General features: G+C 60.2%; 19 protein-coding genes. 3 read left to right on the top strand and 16 right to left on the bottom strand.

The features are described from left to right. Nucleotides 1-112 precede the first annotated feature (112 nt). The 8 genes from AC1DWM_RS19005 to betI all read right to left on the bottom strand — a co-directional run bounded on the left by AC1DWM_RS19005 (nt 113) and on the right by betI (nt 11736). Entirely contained in the window at nt 113-1291 is a 1179-nt protein-coding gene (locus AC1DWM_RS19005) for a BaiN/RdsA family NAD(P)/FAD-dependent oxidoreductase (protein ID WP_477795859.1), read from the bottom strand. A 144-nt stretch (nt 1292-1435) separates the two neighbouring features. Next, nucleotides 1436-2773 (bottom strand): ATP-dependent RNA helicase DbpA, encoded by a 1338-nt coding sequence (gene dbpA / locus AC1DWM_RS19000; protein WP_263288251.1) that lies wholly within the window; start codon nt 2771-2773, stop codon nt 1436-1438. A 231-nt stretch (nt 2774-3004) separates the two neighbouring features. Further along, nucleotides 3005-4432, bottom strand: a complete 1428-nt coding sequence (gene mdtD, locus AC1DWM_RS18995; RefSeq protein WP_477795858.1) for a multidrug transporter subunit MdtD — start codon at nt 4430-4432, stop codon at nt 3005-3007. Nucleotides 4433-4644: 212 nt separating this feature from the next. Then, nucleotides 4645-5982 carry a TldD/PmbA family protein gene (locus AC1DWM_RS18990; RefSeq protein ID WP_477795857.1) on the bottom strand — a complete coding sequence of 446 codons (1338 nt, stop codon included), beginning with the start codon at nt 5980-5982 and terminating at the stop codon, nt 4645-4647. Next, nucleotides 5982-7424: a TldD/PmbA family protein gene (locus AC1DWM_RS18985; protein ID WP_223515883.1), complete on the bottom strand. Its 1443-nt coding sequence runs from the start codon at nt 7422-7424 to the stop codon at nt 5982-5984. Before AC1DWM_RS18985 ends, AC1DWM_RS18990 begins: the two co-directional genes overlap by 1 nt. 278 nt (nt 7425-7702) lie before the next feature. Then, nucleotides 7703-9406, bottom strand: a complete 1704-nt coding sequence (gene betA, locus AC1DWM_RS18980) for a choline dehydrogenase (protein WP_223515881.1) — start codon at nt 9404-9406, stop codon at nt 7703-7705. Nucleotides 9407-9562: 156 nt separating this feature from the next. Continuing rightward, complete coding sequence (betB, locus tag AC1DWM_RS18975) at nt 9563-11035, bottom strand: betaine-aldehyde dehydrogenase (protein ID WP_223515879.1); 1473 nt, start codon at nt 11033-11035, stop codon at nt 9563-9565. Nucleotides 11036-11142: 107 nt separating this feature from the next. Further along, nucleotides 11143-11736 carry a transcriptional regulator BetI gene (betI, locus tag AC1DWM_RS18970; protein ID WP_223515876.1) on the bottom strand — a complete coding sequence of 198 codons (594 nt, stop codon included), beginning with the start codon at nt 11734-11736 and terminating at the stop codon, nt 11143-11145. A 379-nt stretch (nt 11737-12115) separates the two neighbouring features. Between betI and AC1DWM_RS18965 the strand changes: the two genes are divergently transcribed. Next, nucleotides 12116-14065, top strand: a complete 1950-nt coding sequence (locus AC1DWM_RS18965) for a BCCT family transporter (RefSeq protein ID WP_223515897.1) — start codon at nt 12116-12118, stop codon at nt 14063-14065. Between the two features lie 406 nt (nt 14066-14471). Here the strand turns inward: AC1DWM_RS18965 and choV are convergent, their stop codons facing one another. The 3 genes from choV to AC1DWM_RS18950 form a co-directional block, all read right to left on the bottom strand. After that, nucleotides 14472-15650 (bottom strand): choline ABC transporter ATP-binding protein, encoded by a 1179-nt coding sequence (choV, locus tag AC1DWM_RS18960; protein WP_223515874.1) that lies wholly within the window; start codon nt 15648-15650, stop codon nt 14472-14474. After that, on the bottom strand, nt 15647-16492 hold the full coding sequence (choW, locus tag AC1DWM_RS18955) for a choline ABC transporter permease subunit (protein ID WP_223515871.1): 846 nt from the start codon (nt 16490-16492) through the stop codon (nt 15647-15649). Before choW ends, choV begins: the two co-directional genes overlap by 4 nt. Before the next feature lie 67 nt (nt 16493-16559). Then, the gene (locus AC1DWM_RS18950; RefSeq protein ID WP_223515868.1) at nt 16560-17507 is read right to left on the bottom strand and encodes a choline ABC transporter substrate-binding protein; all 948 of its coding nucleotides are present in this window, start codon (nt 17505-17507) and stop codon (nt 16560-16562) included. 436 nt (nt 17508-17943) lie between these two features. Between AC1DWM_RS18950 and AC1DWM_RS18945 the strand changes: the two genes are divergently transcribed. After that, nucleotides 17944-19320 carry an L-serine ammonia-lyase gene (locus AC1DWM_RS18945; protein ID WP_223515865.1) on the top strand — a complete coding sequence of 459 codons (1377 nt, stop codon included), beginning with the start codon at nt 17944-17946 and terminating at the stop codon, nt 19318-19320. A gap of 539 nt (nt 19321-19859) precedes the next feature. Next, nucleotides 19860-20963: a choline metabolism transcriptional regulator GbdR gene (gbdR, locus tag AC1DWM_RS18940; RefSeq protein ID WP_150780568.1), complete on the top strand. Its 1104-nt coding sequence runs from the start codon at nt 19860-19862 to the stop codon at nt 20961-20963. A 99-nt stretch (nt 20964-21062) separates the two neighbouring features. On the opposite strand, the gene AC1DWM_RS18935 is transcribed toward gbdR, so the two are convergent. From AC1DWM_RS18935 to cdhC, 5 genes are all read right to left on the bottom strand, one after another. Beyond that, nucleotides 21063-21326: a hypothetical protein gene (locus AC1DWM_RS18935; protein WP_223515862.1), complete on the bottom strand. Its 264-nt coding sequence runs from the start codon at nt 21324-21326 to the stop codon at nt 21063-21065. Between the two features lie 388 nt (nt 21327-21714). Then, complete coding sequence (locus tag AC1DWM_RS18930; protein ID WP_477795856.1) at nt 21715-22878, bottom strand: gamma-butyrobetaine dioxygenase; 1164 nt, start codon at nt 22876-22878, stop codon at nt 21715-21717. Between the two features lie 14 nt (nt 22879-22892). Further along, nucleotides 22893-23369: a thioesterase family protein gene (locus tag AC1DWM_RS18925; RefSeq protein WP_477795855.1), complete on the bottom strand. Its 477-nt coding sequence runs from the start codon at nt 23367-23369 to the stop codon at nt 22893-22895. Between the two features lie 126 nt (nt 23370-23495). Then, complete coding sequence (locus tag AC1DWM_RS18920; protein WP_223515853.1) at nt 23496-24461, bottom strand: L-carnitine dehydrogenase; 966 nt, start codon at nt 24459-24461, stop codon at nt 23496-23498. A 138-nt stretch (nt 24462-24599) separates the two neighbouring features. Beyond that, entirely contained in the window at nt 24600-25487 is an 888-nt protein-coding gene (cdhC, locus tag AC1DWM_RS18915; protein ID WP_223515850.1) for a 3-dehydrocarnitine:acetyl-CoA trimethylamine transferase CdhC, read from the bottom strand. Nucleotides 25488-25547: the final 60 nt, after the last annotated feature.

Genomic DNA, 25547 nt, shown 5'->3' with positions numbered 1-25547 from the left:
CGCGGTCAATGTAGGAGCGAGCCTGCTCGCGATAGCGGACTGACATTCAACGATGATGTTGAATGTGCCGGCCCTATCGCGAGCAGGCTCGCTCCTACAGGTACTGGGTCAATCAGGCGTACTGCGCGGCGGCGTAGCCGGAGGCCCAGGCCCATTGGAAGTTGAAGCCGCCCAGATGCCCGGTCACGTCGAGCACTTCGCCGATGAAGTACAAACCAGGGCTTTTCAGCGATTCCATGGTTTTGGACGACACTTCGTTGGTGTTGACGCCACCCAAGGTGACTTCGGCGGTGCGGTAGCCTTCGGTACCGGCCGGCACCACTTTCCAGCTCGCCAGTTTTTCGGCGATGTCGGCGATTTCCGCGTGGGTGTACTGCTTCATCGGTTTGGAGGCGAACCAGTTGTCCGCCAGCAGGTTGGCCATCTTCTTGGTGAAGATTTCCCCCAGCAGGGTTTTCAGTTCGCTGTTCGGGCGTTCGGCCTGCTGCTGTTGCAGCCACTCATGCACGTTGTGGTCCGGCATCAGGTTGATCTCAACCGTGTCGCCAGATTCCCAGAACGAAGAAATCTGCAAAATCGCCGGGCCGCTGAGGCCACGATGAGTGAACAGGATGTTTTCGCGGAAACCCTGATCGTTGCAGCTCACCAGGCAATCCACCGACGTTCCGGACAGCTCGGTGCAAAGCTCTTTCAGCTGATCGGTGATGGTGAACGGCACGAGGCCGGCGCGGGTCGGCAGCAGTTCATGACCGAACTGTTTGGCGACCTGATAACCAAAACCGGTCGCGCCCAAGGTCGGGATCGACAGGCCGCCCGTGGCGATCACCAAAGAATCACAGGTGATCTGGCCCATCGTGGTGTCCAGCAGGAAACCGCTTTCGAGTTTTTCGATGGTCTGGATCGAGGTGTCCAGGTGCAGGCTCACGCCGACCTGATCGCACTCGTTGAGCAGCATCTCGAGGATGTCGCTGGATTTGTTATCGCAGAACAACTGCCCGAGCTTTTTTTCGTGGTATGGCACGCCGTGTTTGGCGACCATGCCGATGAAATCCCACTGGGTGTAGCGCGCCAGTGCAGATTTGCAGAAGTGTTCGTTTTGCGAGAGGAAATTGCCAGGTTCGGTGTACATGTTGGTGAAATTGCAGCGGCCACCGCCCGACATCAGGATTTTCTTGCCGGCTTTGTTCGCATGGTCGAGCAACATCACCTTGCGTCCACGCCCGGCGGCGGTCAGCGCACACATCAACCCTGCGGCGCCAGCGCCAATGATCACGACTTCGGTAGAGCGCAAAACGGTGTCCTCTTGATGACTCGCCACAAAACAAACTGTGGGAGCCGGGCTTGCCCGCGATGGCGGACTAACAGTCAACATTGATGTTGAATGTGCTGGCCTCATCGCGGGCAAGCCCGGCTCCCACAGGGAAGTGCGTTGTTCTTACAGGATACGCACGCGCAGCGAACGGCCCTTGATCTTGCCGTCGTTCAGGCGCTGCAAGGCTTGCTTGGCGATCCCGCGTTCAACCGCCACAAAAGCCTGGAAGTCGAAAATTGCGATCTTGCCTACCTGGGCGCCCGGAATACCGGCATCGCCAGTCAGTGCGCCCAGAATGTCACCCGGACGAACCTTGTCTTTACGGCCAGCGCCGATGCACAGGGTGCTCATCTGCGGCAGCAGCGGACCGCCGCCCTGATTGGTGAGGTTGTCCACCAGGTCCCAGGTCAACGGCGACTGCTGCAGGTGTTCGATGGCTTGGGCGCGCTGCGCTTCGGGCGGTGCGACCAGGCTGATCGCGAGGCCTTTCTCACCGGCACGACCGGTACGGCCGACACGGTGAATGTGGATTTCCGAATCACGGGCCAGTTCGACGTTGATCACCATGTCCAGCGAATCGATGTCCAGACCGCGAGCGGCGACGTCGGTGGCCACCAGTACCGAAGTACTGCGGTTGGCGAACATCGCCAGCACCTGGTCGCGATCACGCTGTTCCAGATCGCCATGCAGACCGACGGCGGAGATGCCTTTGGCGGTCAGGTGGTCGACGGTTTCCTGAACCTGCTGCTTGGTGTAGCAGAAGGCCACGCAGGAGGCCGGGCGGAAGTGGCCGAGGACCTTGGTCACGACGCTCATGCGCTCTTCCGGGGAAATCTCGTAGAAGCGCTGTTCGATCTGCGTGTCGTCGTGGAACGCCTCGGCCTTCACTTGCTGCGGGTTGCGCATGAACTTTGACGCAAGCTGCTTGATGCCCACCGGGTACGTGGCGGAGAACAGCAGTGTCTGGCGGCGTTCCGGGGCCTGCATGATGATTTCTTCGATGGAATCGTAGAAACCCATGTCGAGCATGCGGTCAGCTTCGTCGAGAATCAGCGTGTTCAGGCCGTGCAGTACCAGCGAACCTTTGCGCAGGTGCTGTTGAATGCGCCCCGGCGTGCCGACGATGATGTGTGCGCCATGCTCCAGCGAAGCGATCTGCGGGCCGAGGGATACACCGCCGCACAGGGTCAGGACCTTGATGTTGTCTTCGGCACGGGCCAGGCGACGGATTTCCTTGGCGACCTGGTCAGCCAGCTCGCGGGTTGGGCACAGGATCAGCGCCTGGCAACCGAAGTAGCGCGGATTGATCGGGTTCAGCAAGCCGATACCGAAGGCGGCGGTCTTGCCGCTGCCGGTCTTGGCCTGGGCGATCAGGTCCATCCCCTTGAGGATCACCGGCAAGCTTTGCGCCTGGATCGGCGTCATCTGGGCATAACCGAGGGAGTCGAGGTTAGCCAGCATGGCGGCGGACAGCGGCAAAGTATTAAAAGCGGTGGCGATGGTGGTCACGGGACTGGCCTGCAAAACAAAATGTCGCGCAGTGTACCAGTCTCGCTCTATCTACCTGCAAATTCTGGACGAATAGCCGTAGCAGCTGTCGAGGCACGAGGCTGCGTTGGGCTGCGAAGCGGCCCCCCTAGGGCGGTCCTGCGGACGCGCAACGCAGCCTCGTGCCTCGGCAGCTGCTACAGGTCAGTGTTCTATATCGTGCTCGCGGGTGACCGTCCGTCGGCCATCCGTTGGTGAGAGCTGGGAAAAGATCGTGGCGGCCAGCATCGCCATGATTCCGACCGTCACAAAGGTTAGTTGGAACGCGCCCAGCACGGTCTCCACGCCTTCGCTTCCGATCTCTGCCGTAAAACCGCCAAGCAATGCACCGGCACACGCAACGCCCAGGCTCAGGGACAATTGCGCGACCACCGACAAGAGGCTGTTGCCGCTGCTGGCGCTGGCATCGTCGAGGTCGATCAGGGTGACGGTGTTCATCGCGGTAAATTGCAGGGAGTTGATCGCCCCGAGAATCGCCAGCAGGCACAGCAGCAGCCAGTACGGCGTCTGTTCACTGACCAGGCCCATGCTCGCGAGCATGATGCCCAGCGCCAGGGTGTTGCCGGTGAGCACGATTCGATAGCCCAAACGCTCGATCAGCGGCCGCGCCACCCACTTGGCGATCATCGCCGCCGCAGCCAGCGGGAGCATGCTCATCCCGGCCTGAGACGGTGAGTAACCCAGCGCCACTTGCAGTAGCAACGGCACCAGGAAGGGCAGGGCGCCGCTGCCGAGCCGGGCGAACAGGTTGCCGAGGATGCCGACGGCGAAGGTCCGGGTCTTGAACAGTGACGGCGCGAACAGCGGATTTTCAATATGCCCGGCGCGTAACCAATACGCCGCCAGACAGGCCATGCCAGCGAATAGCAGCAACATCACTCGCAGGTGGGGAAGGTGCATTTCGCCCAGGCCTTCCATGGCGATGGTGATCAGAATCATCGCCGCGCCAAACAGCACAAACCCCAGGCTATCGAAACGGGTGCGTTCGGAGCCGCGCAGGTCCGGGATGAATTTCCAGACGGCGTAGCAGCCGACCAACCCGACGGGCAGGTTGATCAGGAAGATCCAGTGCCAAGTCAGGTATTGCACCATCCAGCCGCCCATGGTCGGGCCGATCAGTGGGCCGAGCAGGCCGGGAATGGTGATGAACCCCATGATCCGCACCAGTTCCGAACGCGGGTAGGCGCGCAGCACCACGAGGCGCCCGACCGGCAACATCAGTGCGCCGCCCAGGCCCTGAATCACCCGGGCGCCGATCAGCAGGCTCAGGCTACTCGACAAGGCGCAGAGCAACGAGCCGAGGCTGAATAAAAGAATCGCACCAAAGAAGATTTTCCTGGTGCCGAATCGGTCGGCGATCCAGCCGGAGGCGGGGATCAGCAAAGCAACGGTGAGCATGTAGGCAATGATCACGCCCTGCATGCGCAACGGATCTTCCGCCAGGTCCCGGGCCATGGCCGGCAGGGCGGTATTGAGGATGGTGCCGTCGAGCGATTGCATGAAAAAAGCGATGGCGACGACCCACGGCACCCAACGGGCGGTGACAGCGTCGAGAGGCGGGCGGTTGGGCATGGGACCTCTTGTCAGGGAGTATCTGCGTTTTGATCGTTCCCACGCTCTGCGTGGGCATGCCTCAATGGACGCTCCGCGTCCGCTTCGGCAGGGACGCGGAGCGTCCCTGGCTGCATTCCCACGCGGAGCGTGGGAACGATCTGTAACTCAACGTAATTGTCGGTTGAACGATCGCCTTCGCTGGCAAGCCAGCTCCTACAGGTGTTGCGTGTTTACAAGGTCAGGGTCAGTCGGCTGACCAGTGCGCCCGGTAGCAACGCCGAAGCCGTCGCTCGCTGACTGTAGGTACTCGCCGATAGCAACAATTCCCGCTCTTCGGTCAACGCCTCCAACTGCGAACCCAGCAAGCTGTAGGCACTGTCATCAAAGCGCATGGTGCTGACCGGCGCCTGAATCTCGCCGTTCTCGACCCAGAACGTGGCAAACCGCGTCATGCCGGTCATGCGTGCCCCCGGTTGGTCGGAGTAGTTCAAGTACCAGAGGTTGCTGATGTACAAACCGGTGCCCAGTTGCTTGAGGATCTCCGCTTCAGGCAACTTCCCGGCCGCCATGTTCAATGCGCTCGGCATCTCACCGCCACCCGCCCCGTTGGCGGTCAAGCCGTATTCGGCCGCGCTGCGTGAACTGACCATTTGCGCGCCGGCCTGGCCTTCGACGATCAACCCCAGATCGCTGCGTGGATACCCTTCGCCGGAGAATGCCGGGCTCAACGAGCCACTGACCTTTTCATCAATGGACACCTGCGGGCTGAACGCACTGTCCCCCGCGTAAAGCTTTTGCAGTGGGCTGGTTTTGCTGGCGATCGACTGCGCCGAAAACCCGCCCCAGCAGAGCATGCCCATGATTTCTTCGAGTGCCGCCGGTGCGAGGTAGGCGCGGTACTGACCCGGTGCCAAGGTGCGCCATGGCCGACCGAGAAACGCCAATTGCTCGCGTGCCAGAGCGAATCGCTTGGCAAACCCTTCGCTGTTCCAGTCATGCCCGGCGTAACTGGCTTTCACCGCTTGGCCGTTTTCGTGAAACAGGCTGAAGTCGAAGTTGAAACTATTGGCCTGATGCCAGCCAAACGCGCCCGAGGAACTGGCGAACCCCCGACTGATCGGGCCTGCCGCGTAGAAGCCCACCAGGTCCAGGCCTTCGGCGGCCTGAGTGATTTCAGCGACCACTTGTTCGGTGTCCGGCAGCGGATGCTCCTGCACATTCTTGCTCTGCCAGCCGTTGTGGTTGAGCAGCAAGTACGGATCCTGCGGCAGCAACGGCAGGATGTCGCGCAACTGTTGCAGACCTTCGGCCAGACGCTGCACATCCACTGCCGGGTCGCCGGCCAGCGTGATGTCGAGGTCGGCGTGTCGGCCATCGTTGATCAGTTTGAAACCGACACTCGCCTGCTGCACCTGACCGGCCTGACGCACCTTGGCGTGGTTGAAACGCACGAAGGCCGACGACTCGGCGGCGTAGCTGAGGGTGAACTGTTCCGGCTCGCGAATCGCATCGCGCAGCCAGTTGACCAAGACCTTGAACGACTCAGCCTGACTTTTTGAAGTACTCATCAGGCATCTCCCCCAAACACATCAACGTTGCTGAACACACAGGCCGGCGAGGCGTGGCCGACGCGGATCACCTGGTTTGGCTCACCTTTGCCGCAGTTCGGTGTGCCCAGCACCTTGACGGTATTGGCGTCGCCGACGGCGCTGAGGCTTTTCCAGAACTGTGCGGAAATCGCCCGGTAGTTCGGGTTTTTCACCACGCCTTTGAGTTCACCGTTTTCGATCAACTGCGCCCATTCGCAGCCGAACTGGAATTTGTTACGTGCATCGTCGATGGACCACGAACGGTTAGTCGACATCATGATGCCGTGTTCGATGTTGCCGATCAGTTGCTCCAGCGGCTGATCGCCGGGCTCGATGTTGAGGTTGGCCATGCGGTCGATCGGTGGACGGTTCCAGCCGCAGGCGCGGCTGTTGGCGACCCCGTTCATGCCGGCGCGGAATTGCGACAGCGCGCCGCCCAACGGACGCAACAGCAAACCTTCCTTGATCAAAAATTGCTTGCTCGCGGCGGTGCCGTCGTCGTCATGCCCGTAGCTGGCGAGCTGTTCGGGGATGTCCGGGTCGAACGTCACGTTGAGCAGTTTCGAGCCGTATTGCAGATGGCCGAAGTCTTCTGCCTTGACGAAACTGGTGCCGGCGTAATTGCGCTCATCGCCCAAGATGCGGTCCAGTTCCAGCGGGTGACCGATGGATTCGTGAATTTGCAGCATCATTTGATCGGGCATCAATAGCAGGTCGCGCGGGCCTTGCGGGGTGTTCGGCGCGAGCAGCAATTGCAACGCCTGATCGGCGACTTGCGGGCCGGCACCGATCAGGCCGCAACGGCTGATCACATCGGCGCCGCCCTGCTGGCCGAAGTTCTCGCGACCGAGGCTACGGGTCTGGCTATCGTTACCGTCGTAGGCGGTGACGTCGAGGCCCGGATAGACGAAACGTTGGGCCTGGCGCAGTTCAGCGCCGGCGCTGTTGAGGTAGATCTGCTCCACATTAGTGATGCCGATGCTGACCTGCCAGTTCACCAATCGCTCGTCCTTGGGCACGGACGCGGATTCGGCACCGAGCAGTTGGTAGCAATCGCTCAGGGACGGGAAGGGCTGGTCGAGGTTGGGCGAAAAATAGTCGGCGCGGTCGCTGGAGACGGGTTGGTCGCGCAGGTCGAGTAGCGCGTGGGGCTTGAGTCGGCGGGCTTGTTGCTCGGCACGGTCCAGCGCTGATTGCAGGCCCTGTTGCGACAGGTCGTTGGTCGCGGCGTAGGCTTCGACGCCGTTGACGCGCACAGTCAGCATCGCGCCTTCGTCACGGCTCAGGCTTGGAGGTTCGGCGACGTTCTTGCGCACCGACAGGTACTGGCCGGACTCGCGCACATAACGCAGCGAAAAGAATTCAGCGCCCGTGCGCAAGGCAGCGAAGCGCTGCTTGAGCTGGGGGTGGAAATCGAACATTCGGGAACCTCCTTGGAATGGAGTGGCGGTGTAGCGGTACTGCGAGGGGAGTGAAACGTTTGCGTGGCGCTAGATTAGGCCTGCGCGGGGGTAGGATCAAGTTTGGAACGGTGTAGGAGAGATTGCCAGGGGGTGCCTGGTAGAGATGTGTTGTCTGGTCGGGCCTCATCGCGAGCAAGCTCGGCTCCTACGGGATTGGGGGGATCACAAAATGTGATTCAACCTCGAACTGTAGGAGCTGAGCTTGCTCGCGATGGGCGCACCTCGGTGTAACGGTCTTACTGAGCAGTAGCGCTCACTTCCCGCAACGGCTTGCCCCGCACCGGTGCATCGCCGGCCACGAAGTAGGCAGCCTTGCTGCGCGGCAGCGGCTGGCGGCCACGAATCTTGTCGGCGATTTTCTCGGCGATCATGATCGTTGGCGCGTTCAGGTTGCCGGTGGTGATGATCGGCATGATCGAGGCATCGACCACACGCAGACCTTGCATGCCATGCACACGACCTTCGCCATCGACCACCGCCATCTCGTCGGTGCCCATCTTGCACGAGCAGGACGGGTGGAACGCGGTTTCGGCGTGTTCGCGGATGAACTTGTCGAGTTGCTCATCGGTTTGCACGTCGATGCCCGGGCTGATTTCGCGACCACGGAAAGCGTCCAGCGCAGGTTGCTGCATGATTTCACGGGTCAGGCGGATGCCGTCGCGGAATTCCTGCCAGTCCTGTTCGGTGGCCATGTAATTGAACAGGATACTCGGGTACTCGCGCGGGTCTTTCGACTTGGCTTGAATACGACCACGGCTTGGCGAACGCATGGAGCCCATGTGCGCCTGGAAGCCGTGCTCTTTCACACCGTTGCTGCCGTTGTAGTTAATCGCGACCGGCAGGAAGTGGTACTGGATGTTCGGCCAATCGAATTCCGGACGGGTACGGATGAAACCGCCGGCTTCGAACTGGTTGCTGGCGCCGATGCCGGTGCCGTTGAACAGCCATTCGGCACCGATGGCTGGCTGGTTGTACCAAAGCAGCGACGGGTACAGCGAGACCGGTTGGGTGCAGGCGTATTGCAGGTACAGCTCAAGGTGATCCTGCAGGTTTTCGCCGACGCCTGGCAGGTCGTGGACCACCGGGATGTCGAGCTTGTTCAGCAGTTCGGCCGGGCCGACACCGGAGCGTTGCAGGATCTGCGGCGACGCGATGGCGCCGGAGCACAGCAGCACTTCTTTGCGGGCGCGGACTTCAACGCGCTCTTCAGCGGCGCCGATCAGGTAACGCACGCCGACCGCACGCTTGCCTTCAAACAGGATCTTGTCGGTCAGGGCGTGGGTGACGATGGTCAGGGTCGACCGCTTCTTGGCGACGTCCAGGTAACCGCGAGCGGTGCTGGCGCGACGGCCCTTCGGCGTCACGGTACGGTCCATCGGGCCGAAGCCTTCTTGTTGGTAACCGTTGAGGTCTTCGGTGCGTGGGTAACCGGCTTGCACGCCAGCTTCAACCATGGCGTGGAACAGCGGGTTGTTGCCAGCTTTCGGCGTGGTCACGCTGACCGGACCGTCGCCACCGTGGTAGTCGTTCGGGCCGATGTCACGGGTTTCGGCTTTGCGGAAATACGGCAGGCAGTTCAGGTAATCCCAGTCTTCCAGACCTGGCAGCTTGGCCCAGTTGTCGTAATCCATCGCGTTGCCACGGATGTAGCACATGCCGTTGATCAGCGAAGAGCCGCCCAGGCCCTTGCCGCGACCGCATTCCATCCGGCGACCGTCCATGTGTGGCTCTGGATCGGTTTCGTAGGCCCAGTTGTAGCGACGGCCTTGCAGCGGGAACGCCAGGGCCGCCGGCATCTGTGTGCGGAAGTCGAAACGGTAGTCCGGGCCGCCAGCTTCGAGCAGCAGGACGGTGACGCCTTCGTCTTCAGTCAGACGGGTCGCCAGGGTGTTACCGGCCGAGCCGGCACCGATGATGATGTAATCGAATTCTTGGGACATTGAATGCACCCTCTTTGAAGTTGGTCAGGTCACCTGTAGCAGCTGCCGAGGCACGAGGCTGCGTTGGGTTGCGCAGCGACCCCTTTGAGGGCGGTCCTGCGGACGCGCAACGCAGCCTCGTGCCTCGGCAGCTGCTACAGGGTTTTCGGGTGCGCCTTAGAACACCGAGGCGTAATCGCCCAGTTCGACCTGTACCGATTTGATGCGGGTGAAGTTGTTCAGCGAGCTGATGCCGTTTTCACGACCCACGCCCGACTGCTTGTAACCGCCGACCGGCATCTTCGCGTCGGATTCGCCCCAGGCGTTGATCCAGCAGATACCGGCTTCCAGTTGATGAATCACGCGGTGAGCGCGGTTCAGGTCTTTGGTGACGACGCCAGCGGCCAGGCCGAAGTCGGTGTCGTTGGCACGACGGATCACTTCTTCTTCGGTTTCGTAGGTCAGGATTGCCATAACCGGGCCAAAGATTTCTTCGCGAACGATGGTCATCTCGTCAGTGCAGTCGGTGAACACGGTCGGGGCCACGAACGCGCCTTTGGCGAATTCGCCGTCAGTCATACGACCGCCGCCGCACAGCACGCGAGCGCCTTCTTCCTTACCTTTGGCGATGTAGCCCAGCACGCTTTCCATGTGGGCGAAGCTGACCAGAGGACCGAAGTTGGTGTTCTCGTCTTCCGGATTGCCAACGCGGATGCGCGCAACGCGTTCAACGATCTTGGCTTCGAAAGCGGCTTTCAGGTGGCTCGGTACGAACACGCGAGTGCCGTTGGTGCAGACCTGACCGGAGCTGTAGAAGTTGGCCATCATCGCGGTGTCGGCGGCGCGATCGAGGTCGGCGTCGTCGAAAATGATCAGCGGGGATTTGCCGCCCAGTTCCATGGTCACGTCTTTCAGCGACGAGGCAGAAGCGCTGGCCATAACCTTCTTGCCGGTGTCGGTGCCGCCGGTGAAGGAGATTTTTTCGATGCGTGGGTGTTCGGTCAACCAAGTGCCGACTTCACGGCCGCTGCCGGTCAGTACGTTGAACACGCCGGCTGGCAAGCCTGCTTCGGTGTAGATCTCGGCCAGTTTCAGGGTCGTCAGGGAAGTGACTTCGCTTGGCTTGAAGATCATCGCGTTACCGGCCGCCAGGGCAGGTGCGGATTTCCACAGCGCGATCTGGATCGGGTAGTTCCACGCGCCGATACCGGCCACGACGCCCAGCGGCTCGCGACGGGTGTAGACGAACGACGTGGTGCGCAACGGAATCTGCTCACCTTCGATGGCCGGTACCAGGCCTGCGTAGTATTCCAGCACGTCAGCACCAGTAACGATGTCGACGTAGCGGGTTTCGGAGTACGACTTGCCGGTGTCCAGGGTTTCCAGGGCGGCCAGTTCATCGTTGCGCTCGCGCAGGATGTCGACGGCGCGACGCAGGATGCGCGAACGCTCCATGGCGGTCATTGCAGCCCAGATTTTCTGGCCCTTTTCGGCACTGACGACAGCGCGCTCAACGTCTTCCTTGGTCGCACGCTGTACTTTTGCGAGGACTTCACCGTTAGCCGGGTTGATGGCTTCGAAAGTGGCGTCGCTGCTGGCATCAGAGTAACCGCCATCGATGTAGAGTTTTTGCAGTTCGAAACGGGCCATAGTGTCCTCGCAAGTGCATAAGTGGTTGGCGTTGACCACTGGGCGTGCCGTGAAGCATTGGCGACGCTGGTCAGTGGCGGTTCGGGGGTTGAGCGTTTATGTGTGCTCTAACTCACCCGCTTGGCCAGTTGGATATCCATGTATTCGTAAGCGATCTGTTGCGCCTGCCCGGTGTCGAAAGCGTCTCCCGACAGCGCGCCGCGCAACCACAAACCGTCAATGAGGGCTGCCAGGCCACGGGCTGCACTGCGCGCATCATCGCGCGGCAATACACGGCGAAACTGGCAGCACAGGTTGGAATACAGACGGTGATCGTTGATCCGCTGCAACCTGTGCAAAGACGGCTGGTGCATGCTGGTGGCCCAGAAGGCCAGCCAGGTTTTCATTGCCGGACCATTGACCTGGCTGGCGTCGAAGTTGCCTTCGATGATCACCTGCAGATGCGCCCGCGGGCTGTCATCTGTCAGCGCCAAACGGCGCGCGGTGACGTTCTCGCTGAGGACAGTCATCAGGTACCCCATGGTGGCGGCAATCAGGCCATTCTTGTCCTGAAAGTAGTGACTGATGATGCCATTCGAGACACCGGCCAAACGGGCGATCAGCGCAATGCTGGCGTCCCCCATGCCGACCTGGTCGACGGCCAGCAATGTGGCTTCGATCAGTTGCTGGCGGCGGATGGGTTGCATACCGACCTTGGGCATCTTGCACATCTCCTTAGGCCTTCCGGTGGACGTCAAACGGCTACCGGGTTGAGGGCCAGTCTATTTTGTTTTGATTGAACGTTCAATCAACAAAGAATAAGATCTGCGACAAATCGTCGCTACCTGCGTTTTTTCCTACGTGTAGTTGGCGAAAAAACGACATTCGAAAATGCTCGAAACCTACGCGCACTGGCGCTCTTGGGGTTTCGGGCTTTTTTCGGGGTGTCTTTATATCACCCGCCGGTCGGCTGCCAACTAATCGATTGGTCGGGTATCGCGTTGCCTTGTGTTCTTCTCTCGCACTTGCTGGAGCATCTGTGCCATGAGTTCTGCCTCTCTTATAAAGACCCCACCCGATAAGGTGACGGTCAACGGTTGGGTGTTCTACACCTCTACCGCGCTGATCCTGCTGTTGACCGCCATTCTGATCATCGCCCCGCAAGAGGCCGGCAGATTGCTCGGTATTGCTCAGGCCTGGTTGTCCCGCAGCTTCGGCTGGTATTACATGGTGGTGATCGCCGCTTACCTGGTGTTCGTGGTGGGCTTGGCGTTTTCTTCCTACGGCAAACTGAAACTGGGCAGCAAGGACGACACCCCGGACTTCAGCTACGGCGCCTGGGCGGGGATGTTGTTCTCCTCGGGTATCGGCATTTCGCTGTTGTACTTTGGTGCTTCCGAGCCGCTGGATCACTACTTCAACCCGCCGGAAGGCGTGGCCGCCAGCAACATGGCGGCGCGTCAGGCCGTTCAGCTGACGTTCCTGCACTGGGGCCTGCATGGCTGGGCGATTTACGCATTGGTCGGTCTGGCCGTGGCTTACTTTGCTTACCGTCACAACCAGCCGCTGGCGTTGCGTTCGGCGTTGTATCCGCTGGTGGGCGAGCGTTGGGTCAAAGGCGCGGCCGGTCATGCGGTGGACGGCTTTGGCATGTTCGTGACCCTGCTGGGTCTGGTGACGAACCTGGGGATTGGTTCGTTGCAAGTGTCCTCGGGCCTCGAAAACCTGTTCGGCATGGAACACAGCAACACCAACCTGCTGATCGTGATCATCGTGATGAGCACCGTGGCGACCATCGCCGCTGTGTCCGGTGTGGAAAACGGTATCCGCCGTCTGTCCAACCTGAACATCGTGCTGTTCAGCGGTTTGCTGATTTTCGTGCTGCTGTTCGGCCCGACCCTGCACCTGCTCAACGGCTTCGTGCAGAACATTGGTGACTACCTGAACGGCGTGGTCCTGAAAACCTTCGACCTCTACGTGTACGAAGGCGACAGTGAGAAGTCCGACCGCTGGTTGGGCCTGTGGACACTGTTCTACTGGGCATGGTGGATTTCCTGGGCGCCATTCGTGGGTATGTTCATCGCGCGTATTTCCCGTGGTCGCACGGTGCGTGAACTGGTCGCCGGTGTGCTGCTGATCCCGCTGGGCTTTACCCTGGCGTGGCTGTCGATCTTCGGTAACTCGGCCCTGGACCTGGTGATGAACCATGGGGCGGTGGAGCTCGGGAAGACGGCGCTCGAACAGCCGTCCATGGCGATCTACCAGTTGCTGGAGCATTACCCGGCATCGAAAGTGGTGATCGGCGTGTCGATCTTTGTCGGTTTCGTGCTGTTCCTGACCCCGGCGGATTCCGGTGCGGTGATGATGGCCAACCTTTCGTGCAAGGGTGGCACCGTCGACGAGGATGCGCCGCACTGGCTGCGGATCTTCTGGTCGGCTGTGATCACGCTGGTGACCATCGGCCTGCTGTTCGCCGGTAACTTCGAAGCCATGCAAACCATGGTGGTGCTGGCCGGTTTGCCGTTCTCGGTGGTGCTGGTGTTCTTTATGTTCGGATTGCACAAGGCCATGCGCCAGGACGTGCAGATCGAACAAGAGCAAGCGGAGTTGGCTGCACGCGGTCGTCGTGGTTTCAGCGAGCGTTTGACTCAGTTGGACTTGCAGCCGAACCAGTCGATCGTTCAGCGTTTCATGGACAAGCAAGTCAGCCCGGCGCTGGAAGACGCGGCGCTGCAATTGCGCGGTCAGGGTCTGGATGTGCAGACGCTGTTGGGCAAGTCCAAGCGTTGCATGGGCGTGCGGATCGAGATGGAAGAGGGCAACCCTTTTGTCTACGAAGTGAGCCTGGATGGCTATCTGGCTGCGGCGAGCGACACGGCGTCGGCTGAAAGTGCTGATGAACCGCGTGCGCGCTACTACCGCGCCGAGGTGTACCTGCACAACGGCAGCCAGGATTACGACTTGATGGGCTTCACCCAGGATCAGATCACCCGTGATGTGCTCGATCAGTTTGAAAGCCATCGGCAGCTCCTTGGCCGGGTTTACAGCTGAGTAATGACGCTACGGTGTGCCTGGACCCATCGCAGCGCCTTTGTAGGAGCTGGTTTACCAGCGAATGCCCCACCGCGGTGTATCTGATGCGCCGCCTTCGCCGGCAAGCCGGCTCCTACAGAGTCTCGGAAACACCACCTGGCCTTTGTAGGAGCTGGTTTACCAGCGAATGCCCCACCGCGGTGTATCTGATGCGCCGCCTTCGCCGGCAAGCCGGCTCCTACAGAGTCTCGGAAACACCACCTGGCCTTTGTAGGAGCTGGCTTGCCAGCGAATGCCCCACCGCGGTGTGCCTGATGCGCCGCCTTCGCCGGCAAGCCGGCTCCTACAGGGATAGCGTCGTTACAAATAACCTGTTCAAACAAAAACGCCGCGATTCTCTCGCGGCGTTTTTGTGTCTGCTTCCTTATCCCAGGTTCTTGCCGAGCAGTGCGTGATACAGCTCGCTGTCACCCAGAATCCCGACCACTTTGTGATTGTCGTGCAGTACCAGTTTATTGCCGGTCTGATAACGAATCTGCAGCGCATCACGCATGCCGATGTTCGAGTCCACCAGTGTCGGCCGACGCCCCAGGCCTTCAACCGCTTGCCCAGGGATCCAGTTCTGCAGGTCCAGGCTCGCGCCGTTCTGGCGGGCGCCTTTGATGGTGTTGCCTTCGGCCAGGTCCAGCCACGAATCGCCGCCCGGATCGAGACAGACCGAACCGTTGATGCGCTTGCAGTTGTCCAGCGTGCGCATCAGGCTGCGGCCGCACAACACGTTCAGCGGATTGGTGTGGGCCACGAACGTGCGCACGTAATCGTCCGCCGGGTTCAGTACGATCTCTTCCGGCTTGCTGTACTGGATGATCCGGCCGTCTTTCATGATCGCGATACGGCTGCCGAGTTTCAGCGCTTCATCAAGGTCGTGGCTCACGAACACGATGGTCTTGTGCAACTTGCGTTGCAGCTCCAGCAGTTCGTCTTGCAGGCCTTGGCGGATCAGCGGGTCGAGTGCCGAAAACGGTTCGTCCATCAGCAGAATGTCGGCATCCATCGCCAGCGCGCGGGCCAGGCCCACACGTTGCTGCATACCGCCGGAGAGTTCATCGGGTTTCTTGTTGCGCCACTGGGCCAAGCCCACCAGTTCCAGCTTGTCGTCCACCAGTTTGCGCCGTTCTTTTTCCGGGCGACCCTGCATTTCCAGACCGAAACTGATGTTCTCGCGCACTGTCAGCCAAGGCATCAGGGCGAACTTCTGGAACACCATCGCAATGCGCTTGGTGCGCATCATTTTCAGTTCTGCCGGGGTGCACGAGGCAATGTCGATCTGCTTGCCTTCGTGCTCGACGAACAACTTGCCGCGGCTGACAGTGTTGAGGCCGTTGATGCAGCGCAGCAGGCTGGACTTGCCCGAGCCGGACAGGCCCATCAGTACGCAGATTTCACCTTTTTCGATGTCCAGACTGGCCTTTTCAACGCCGACAATCTGCCCGGTCTTTTTCAGGATCTGGTCGCGGGTCATGCCCTGATCGAGAAGCTTGAGGGCCTCTCGCGGGTCTTTGGAGAAGATTACGTCGACGTCTTCGAAGCGAATAATGCTCATGCGTCACCCCCTACTTTAGCGTCGGGTTGTTTGCAGATACGGTCGAGCATGATCGCCAGCAATACGATCGCCAGGCCCGCTTCAAAGCCCAGGGCGATATCAGCAGTGTTCAGTGCGTTGACCACGGGTTTGCCCAGGCCGTCGGCGCCCACCAGTGCCGCGATCACCACCATCGACAGCGACAGCATGATGCACTGGGTGATGCCGGCCGCGATGCTTGGCATGGCGTGGGGCAGTTCAATCCGTGAGAGCAGTTGACGGCGCGAGCAGCCGAAGGCTTTGCCGGCGTCCATCAGTTCCTGTGGAACATCGCGAATGCCCAGGTAGGTCAGGCGGATAGGCGCGGCAATCGCGAACACCACCGTCGAGATCAAGCCCGGGACCACACCCAGCCCGAATAGGGTCAGGGTAGGAATGAGGTACACGAAGGTCGGCACGGTCTGCATCAGATCGAGCACCGGGCGCATCAGTGTGTAGAACATCGGTTTGTGCGCGGCGACAATGCCCAACGGCACGCCGATGACCACGCAGACCAGGGTGGCGAACAGCACCTGGGCGAGGGTTTCCATGGTTTCCTGCCAGTACCCCAGGTTGAGGATCAGCAGGAAGGAGGCGATGACGAAAACCGTCAGTCCCCATTTGCGTTGAATAAAGTGTGCCAGTAGCGCGATGAGGCCGATCAATGCCAGCGGGTTGAACCAGGTCAGCGCAAAAGTCACGCCGTGGATCATCGTTTCCAGTGTCATGGCGATTGCGTCGAAGGTGCTGGCGCCGTGTTGCGTCAACCATTCAACGAAGCCCGCGATGTACTGGCCTAAAGGGATTTTCTGATCAATCAGCATGGTAGTGAACGTCCGCATGCAAGGAAATAAACAGCCCGGACGGCCGAAGCCGCCCGGCGTAAGCGATTTACTGCGCGAGCTTGGCTTTCACGGCCTCCAGGCCAGGTTTACCGTCAATGGTGGTCACGCCAGCGAGCCAGGTATCGAGGACCTGTGGATTACTTTTCAGCCAGGCCTTGGCGGCCGCGTCAGGCTTCATCTTGTCGTCCAGGATGTTGCCCATCAGAGCGCTTTCCATGTCGACGGTAAATTCCAGGTTCTTCAGCAGTTGGCCGACGTTGCTGCATTCCTGGGTGTAACCCTTGCGGGTGTTGGTTGCCACGGTGGCGGCGCCGAAGTCCGGGCCGAAAAACTCGTCACCACCGGTCAGGTATTGAATCTTGAAGCGCTTGTTCATCGGGTGTGGTGCCCAGCCGAGGAAGACCACGGCGGTGTCGCGCTTCTGCGCGCGATCGACCTGCGACAACATGCCGGCTTCGCTGGACTCGACCACTTTGAAACCAGCGTCTTTAAGGCCGAAGGCGTTCTTGTCGATCATACTCTGGATCAGGCGATTGCCGTCGTTTCCTGGCTCGATGCCGTAAATTTTGCCGTCGAGTTCTTTCTTGAATTTTGGGATGTCGGCGAAGTCATGCAGCCCTTTGTCGTACAGCGCTTGCGGCACGGCGAGGGTGTACTTGGCGCCTGTCAGGTTGGTGCGCACGACGTCGACTGTGCCGGCATCGCGGTAGGCCTTGATGTCGTTTTCCATGGTCGGCATCCAGTTCCCCAGGAAGATGTCCATGTTCTTGCCATCAGCGAGGGACTTGTAGGTCACCGGCACGGAAATCATCGTGGTTTTGGTCTTGTAGCCGAGGGCGTTGAGCACGACGCTGGTGGTGGCGGTTGTCGCGGTAATGTCGGTCCAGCCGACATCGGAGAAGTTTACGGTGCTGCACTGGGCGGGTTCAGCAGCTTGAGCCAGTAACGGCAGACTCAGCATGGCGGCCAACAACAACGACGGGGAACCTTTCATGGATGGACTCCTTGGTGTTTTTTTTGGCAGTGTTCCGACTGGACCACCGCACTTATAGGTTGCGGTTGGATGGCGTTTTGGAGACATCTCTACCACGGCGCCTTGCAATCGAGTCGATACGATCATGTACCAGTGAAAATCTGACGCCTACAGGGTGCGTCGTAACCAGTACAGGGAGGGTCGCATCCAGTGTCGGTGACGTCGTTTACAGCTTTTTTCAGCCCTCTTTCTCCCTCTGATCCGCTAAAAAACGGCGAAAACATTGCGTTGCCGCCCTGCGGCGTTAGTGGGCAGGAGTGCGTCGGTGTGAGACGTCGAACGACATGACAAAAGCCTGATGATGCGGCCATCTCGGCGGATTGCAGCTTGAGCGTAGCAGCTCCGCCACTGGGCGCTTTTTGCGTCTGGAGTCGGCACATCCAGGAGTTCGGCAGTAATGGCTATCAGTGTTTTCGACCTGTTCAAAATCGGCATCGGCCCTTCCAGTTCACACACCGTGGGGCCTATGCGGGCCGCCGCATTGTTTGTTGAGTCGCTGCGGGAGAAGCATTTGCTGGAGCAAGTGTGTCGCGTCGAAGTTCAACTGTACGGTTCGTTGTCGGCCACCGGCATCGGTCACGGCAGCGACAACGCGGTGATCATGGGCTTGATGGGCGAGTGGCCGGACGCGATCGACCCGTCGCAAATCGGCATCCGTATCGAAACCCTGCGCGAAACCCGCACGTTGCTCCTCGACGGTCGCTTGTCGGTGCCCTTCATCTGGGCGCGGGACATGCGCTTGATCGACGAAAACCTGCCTTTCCACCCCAATGCCATGACCCTGATCGTCGAAGGCGATCACGGCGAACTGCATCGCGACACCTACTATTCCGTCGGCGGCGGTTTTGTCGTGGATGAAGCCCAGGCGTCCAGCGGTGTGGTCGATCTGGATCGCACCGTGTTGCCGTACGATTTCTCCAGCGCCGTCGAGTTGCTGAGCCTTTGCCAGAAGCACAACCTGCGCGTGGCTGAGTTAATGATGGCCAACGAGAAGGTCTGGCGCAGTGAGGAAGAAATCCGCGCCGGCCTGATGAAGCTTTGGCGCGCCATGCAGGATTGCGTCGACCAGGGCCTCAAGCACGAAGGCATCTTGCCCGGCGGTTTGAATGTGCGTCGTCGCGCGGCGAAGTTGCACCGCAGCTTGCAGGAGCTGGGCAAGCCGAACGTGATCGGCTCGACCTTGAGCGCCATGGAGTGGGTCAACCTGTTCGCGCTGGCGGTCAACGAAGAAAACGCCGCTGGCGGGCGAATGGTGACAGCGCCGACCAACGGCGCGGCGGGGATCATTCCGGCGGTGCTGCACTACTTTATGAAGTTCAGCGAATCGGTGACAGATGCCAATGTCGTCGACTATTTCCTCAGCGCCGCAGCCGTGGGGATTCTGTGCAAAAAGAACGCTTCGATCTCCGGTGCCGAAGTCGGTTGCCAGGGCGAAGTGGGTTCGGCCTGCGCGATGGCGGCGGCGGGGTTGGCGGAGATTCTCGGCGCCACGCCGGAACAGCTGTGCAACGCCGCCGAAATCGGCTTGGAACACAACCTCGGCCTGACCTGCGACCCGGTGGGCGGTCTGGTACAAGTGCCATGCATTGAGCGCAACGCGATTGCGGCGGTGAAAGCGATCAACGCGGCGCAAATGGCGCTGCGTGGGGATGGTCAGCACTTTATCTCGCTGGACCGGGTGATCCGCACCATGCGCGATACCGGCGCCGATATGCATGACAAATATAAAGAGACTTCGCGCGGTGGGTTGGCGGTTAGCGCGGTGGAGTGCTGAGACCGAGTTGATCCAATCGCGAGCAAGCTTTGCTCCTACAGGTTTGTTGCCGATCACCAAAAGTCGGCACGCCCGGCTTCTGTAGGAGCAAAGCTTGCTCGCGATAGCGCCAGACCAGTCAAAACTGCGCGCTAAGTGAACACCTGATCCCAAACGCGCCACCTTTTGGCGCGTCGCTTACAGATAAGCGCCTTTCCCGAGATCAGGGATTCAACTAAGCTTCGACCACCCGTCACCCGTGCCTGCGGTGACACTCTTTCCAGGCACCTCACAGCCCTGTTCCCACAAGTGCTACCGATTTGCTCACCACCAGCAGGACAGGGCACTTGCTCTGCCTGATGGCACTTTTATCCCCTACTCCACGCGCGTCATATCCAGACACATTCCGACGTCGTTTTCAGGAGTTATTGAACGCGCATTCAATTTTAGGCATGGCAATTGCTCTGTCATTACAAAGCCCGTCTCCCACGCGAGAACGATGGCAATAAAAAGAGCCTCCGCCTGAGGCCATCACCCGCTTTGTGTGAGGAGATACCGCGATGACGACGTTCAACTCCGGGGCCCAACCCCAGAACCGTGCGCCTCAATCCATCGGCTTTCTGCTGTTGGACAATTTCACGCTGATTTCTCTGGCCTCCGCAGTCGAACCCCTGCGCATGGCCAACCAATTGTCCGGCCGTGAGCTGTATCGCTGGACCACGATCACAGTCGATGGCGGTCAGGTCTGGGCCAGTGACGGCCTGCAGATCACCCCCGACTGTTCCATGCACAAAGCCCCCGCCCTGGACACCATCATTGTCTGCGGCGGTATCGGTATCCAACGCACGGTCACTCGTGAGCACGTGTCATGGCTGCAAAGCCAGGCGCGTCAGTCACGTCGTCTCGGCGCGGTCTGCACCGGCAGCTGGGCCCTGGCCTGCGCCGGCCTGCTGGACGGTTTTGATTGCAGCGTGCACTGGGAATGCCTGGCCTCGATGCAGGAAGCCTTCCCGCGTGTGGTCATGAGCACGCGCTTGTTCACCCTGGACCGTAACCGTTTCACCAGTTCCGGCGGCACCGCGCCACTGGACATGATGCTGCACCTGATCAGCCGCGATCACGGCCGTGAACTGTCCGCCGCAATCTCGGAAATGTTTGTCTACGAACGTATCCGCAACGAACAAGATCACCAGCGCGTGCCGCTCAAGCACATGCTCGGGACCAATCAGCCGAAGTTGCAGGAAATCGTTGCGCTGATGGAAGCCAACCTCGAAGAGCCGATCGACCTCGATGAACTGGCGGTGTACGTCGCTGTGTCGCGACGTCAGCTGGAGCGACTGTTCCAGAAGTATCTGCACTGCTCGCCGTCGCGTTACTACCTGAAACTGCGCCTGATCCGCGCCCGGCAGTTGCTCAAGCAAACGCCGATGTCGATCATCGAAGTGGCGTCGGTGTGTGGCTTTGTTTCCACGCCGCACTTCTCCAAGTGCTACCGCGAATACTTCGGCATTCCACCGCGTGACGAGCGCGTAGGTTCCAACACCACGCAACAGGTGGCGATGATGCCGCTGCCGCAGGCACTGGTGCTGTCGCCGTTGTCCGGGCCGTTGTCGGCTTTGAGTCAGGCGCGGAACGAGTCGACTTTCGCCAGTGTAAGGCTTTAAACAGAGGCGACTTCATCGCGGGCAAGCCCGGCTCCTACAGGGGATCTTCGGTGTGATGGAGATCCAGTGTGGGAGCGAGCCTGCTCGCGATGGGTTCTATCAGGTTCGGGGGCTCTGCTGGTACTCCGCCAATGCCGGCAACAATTGCTTGTCGATGGCCTGACGCACCGCCGGCAGGATGGTCGCGCTGCTGGTGTACATCTGCTTGACCATGGTCCGCAGTTCCATTGCCCGTTCGTTGTTCAAGCCCCGTACCGCGCATTCGCAGGCCTGCTCAGCGGTGGCGCCCGGGGGCACTGCAAATCCCAACGCCTTGAGCTGGCCCAACAAGTCTTCCTGGTCGATCAAATCGGCGTACATCATGACGCAATCCTTCTTCAGGGAACGGTGTCTTGGCTCGATTCTCGTAGGGGGATGCGGCGGCGGCAAGGGCGATTTGTCGCAATGGCTGCAATACCTATGAGCAGGTCGTTTTCGGCTATCTTACGAATCAAGAGAGTGGGCACACTGGACTCAGCTGGCAACACGAAGGTTTGGTCACCCTCGCGCAACGGCTCCTCGACAGTACCCTCCTCAGCTCCGATCTTGTCACGGCTTGATCGGGGTTTTTTTTGTCTGTGAATCAGGGAAAGTTGTGTTGTCTGGGCTGACGCCATCGCGAGCAGGCTCACTCCTACACTCAACCGCATTCCTCTGAGAGAACTCGGTCAACTGTGGGAGCGAGCCTGCTCGCGAAGAACGATGACGCGGTCTAACGTTGCAATACAAGGATGCGCGACAACAACTCATCCCGATCCACATAGCACCCCTGAAAATGCCGGGCGCCACTGGCGGGATCGAACGCATTGCGGGCGTGGAGGGTGCGGCGATTGTCGAAGCACCACAGCTCACCAGGGTTGAGCCGCATCATCACCCGAAACCGCGCTTCGCGGGTCATTGCAATGAAACGTCGGTAAGCGTGATACAGCCTGGGCATCTGCTCCACGGAGGCATCAAACGGCCCGCGCAGAAAATTCGCCATGCGGATTTCCGACACCTGTCCCAAAGCATTCAGCGCAATGATCGGCGCCAGGCAGCGGTAGTCGCTGTGACGGTCCTTGTTGCGGAACTCCACAGGGATTTCGCAAAGGCTTTGGAACGCCTCGGGATCTTCATTGCGCAAGGCTTCTGCGATGGCAAAACCGTCGACGAAAATACTCTCGCCACCGTCGGCGTCATTGATCAGGCAATGCAGAAATTGCAGCCCCGGTTGAAGCTCCCGGGTTGGCAGATCGCTGTGTAACGGCAAATTGAAAGCGGTGTAGGCATTGCTGTCGGCATCGGCCTTGGATTGCACGTTGAACAGCACGCCGAAATTGCTCTCGCGGATGAAGGAAATCCGCTGGGCGATCAGCTTTAGCGAACCCGGCTCAGTAGGCACGCCGCGAACCTGGGTCAGGCCGACATCGCGCACCGCCAGCAGCCATTGCAGTAGGGCGTCGTTGTCATTCATCAGCGCCTGGTAATCGAACACCGGCAACTGCAAATCGCTGCACCAAAGCCGCGCTTTGGGTTTGCCGGCCTCGCGTTCGGCGCGGGATTCATCGTCATAGGCATGGGCGCGTAACCAGCCCGGATCGAAGCGGCTGCGGTGGCCATCTTCCCACTCGATGCTCAGGCAACCTTCGGCATCGACGCTCGACTCGGTCGGTAGCAGGGTTTCGGCGACATCGACGATTTCCAGCACTTGCTCGCGGGTCACGGTATAGACGCATTGCGGGCATGGGCAGTTGTCGCGCAACCACTGGTGATGAAAGGGGCTGACACGACCGTCCGCCCATTTCACTTGAATTCGGTCCGCCAAGGTTTGCACGGCGGTTAACGCGCTGATCAACGGATAGGTACGGAAGTCGGCAAAAGCGGCGGCGGTGTTCAATGGCGATCTCCTTATTATTTTTTTGGGGGTAAAGCGATCACTCGGCCAATGTAGTCTGGGGTGGTCAGGTCGGCTTGCTCGGCAACGATGGCTTGCAGCTTACTCAGCGACAGTTCGCTGAACGGTGCGGATCGTGGCCCGGCGAGGTCGACGTGAAGCAACATTTGCTCGTTGCCGGCCAGTTCCTTGTCATCGCCCACCAGATGGAGGCTGTGATAGAGGTGCAGGCGTTTGCTGTCGTGGTCAATGATCTGCGTATGTACTTCGACATCGGCGTCGAGCTTCACTTCGTGCAGGTAATTGAGGTGCAATTCGAGGGTGAACAGCGAGTGGCCGCTGGCTTCGCGGTTGTTACTGTCCATGCCGAGGCGATCCATCAGCGCGTCGGTAGCGTAGCTGAAAATCAGCAGATAGAAGGCGTCGCGCAGGTGGCCGTTGTAGTCGACCCAGTCGGGGATGATTTTGGTGCTGTAGGTCGTAAGAGCGGGCATGCGATCAGGTCCTGTAGTAAGGAGAGCCTGTAGGAGCCGGCTTGCCGGCGAATGGGACAGCGCGGTGTGACAGATACACCGAGATACACCGCTTTCGCTGGCAAGCCAGCTCCTACAGGGGGCCAGCTAGTCGGCAAAGGCCATTCCATGCTTCTCTTTGGTGGTCTTCACCGCCTCCAGCACTGCCAGCAAGCAATCATCACGATAGCGCTCCAGCGCCGAAATGCTGTGCGTGCCCAACTGGTCAGTAGTGCCATCCACCACATCATCAATCAATTTGTCGGTCAACTCCGGCGCGGGCAGATACGTCCACGGCAACTGCAAGGCCGGCCCGAACTGCGCCATGAAGTGGCGCATCCCGGCATCACCGCCGGCCAGGGTGTACGTCAAGAACGTGCCCATGAACGACCAGCGCAGGCCTGCGCCGAAGCGGATTGCATCGTCGATTTCCCCGGTGGTCGCCACACCGTCGTTCACCAGGTGCAGCGCCTCGCGCCACAGCGCTTCGAGCAAGCGGTCGGCGATAAAGCCGGGTACTTCCTTGCGCACATGCAGCGGACGCATGCCCAAGGATTCATACACTTTCATTGCTGCTTGAACGGCTTCAGGCGCGGTGTTTTTGCCGCCGACCACTTCCACCAGCGGCAGCAAATAAACCGGGTTGAACGGGTGGCCGACCACGCAGCGTTCCGGGTGCGTTGCACTCTCGTAGAACTCGCTCGGCAACAGGCCCGAGGTGCTGGAACCGATCAACGCATTCGGCTTGGCCGCTGCGCTGATTTTGCTGTGCAATTCCAGTTTCAGCTCCAGGCGTTCCGGGGCGCTTTCCTGAATAAAATCCGCATCGCGTACGCACTCTTCAATCGTCGCGACAAAGCGCAGGCGATCCTGAGAGGCGCCAGGCGCCAAGCCTTGTTTCTCCAATGCGCCCCACGCATTGGCGACACGTTTGCGCAGGGCAGCTTCGGCACCGGGTGCCGGGTCCCAGGCCACAACGTCGAGGCCGTGAGCGAGGGCGCGGGACACCCAACCGCTGCCGATGACACCGCTGCCCAGGGCTGCGAAGGTTTTGATTTCGGTGATAAAGCTCATGGCGACATCCTGAAAGTATTCGGTGATCCCCTGTAGGAGCCGGCCTGGCGAAGGCGATTTCAGCACCGCAGAAAATGCGGCGGATGTACCGGCCTCTTCGCCGGCAAGCCGGCTCCTACAGGGGTTGGGGATAACGGTTTAACCGCGCTTGGTCAGGCCCATTTTTTTGCGACCTTCAGCCGGGGTCAGCACCCGGGCGCCGAGGCGGCTGAGGATTTCGCTGGCACGCTCGACCAGTTGGCCGTTGGTCGCCAGCACACCTTTGTCCAGCCAGATGTTGTCCTCCAGACCGACCCGCACGTTGCCGCCGAGAAGCACCGCTTGCGCGGCCATTGGCATTTGCATGCGACCGATGCCGAACCCCGCCCACACCGCGTTGGCCGGCAGGTTGTCGACCATGGCTTTCATGGTGGTGGTGTCGGCCGGCGCGCCCCACGGGATGCCCAGGCACAGCTGGAACAGCGGGTCGTCGAGCAGGCCTTCCTTGATCAACTGTTTGGCGAACCACAGGTGACCGGTGTCGAAAATTTCCAGCTCGGCTTTCACGCCCAGCTCTTGAATTCGCTTCGCGCCCGCTCGAAGTTGCGCCGGGGTGGACACGTAAATGGTGTCGCCATCGCCGAAGTTCAGGGTGCCGCAATCGAGGGTGCAGATTTCCGGCAGCAGTTCTTCGACGTGGGCCAGACGGGTCAGTGGGCCGACCAGGTCAGTGTTCGGGCCGAACTCCATCGGGTTCTCGCCGGCGCCGATTTCCAGATCGCCGCCCATCCCGGCGGTGAGGTTGACGATGATGTCGACATCGGCCTCGCGGATGCGCTCCATCACTTCACGGTACAGCGCTACGTCGCGGCTGAACTTGCCGGTTTCGGGGTTGCGTACGTGGCAGTGAACCACGGTGGCGCCGGCCTTGGCGGCTTCCACGGCGGCGGCGGCGATTTGTTTCGGGGTGACCGGCACGTGTGGACTCTTGCTGGTCGTGTCGCCAGCACCGGTGAGTGCGCAGGTGATGATGACGTCGTGGTTCATTGGGCGGTTCCTTACAGGCAAGTGCTTTTTAGGAGAAAGGCTAGGCGTAATAATCCCGTT

This window comes from Pseudomonas sp. P4_C8 (assembly GCF_056401975.1).
This window is presented reverse-complemented; position numbering and strand designations above follow the sequence as displayed.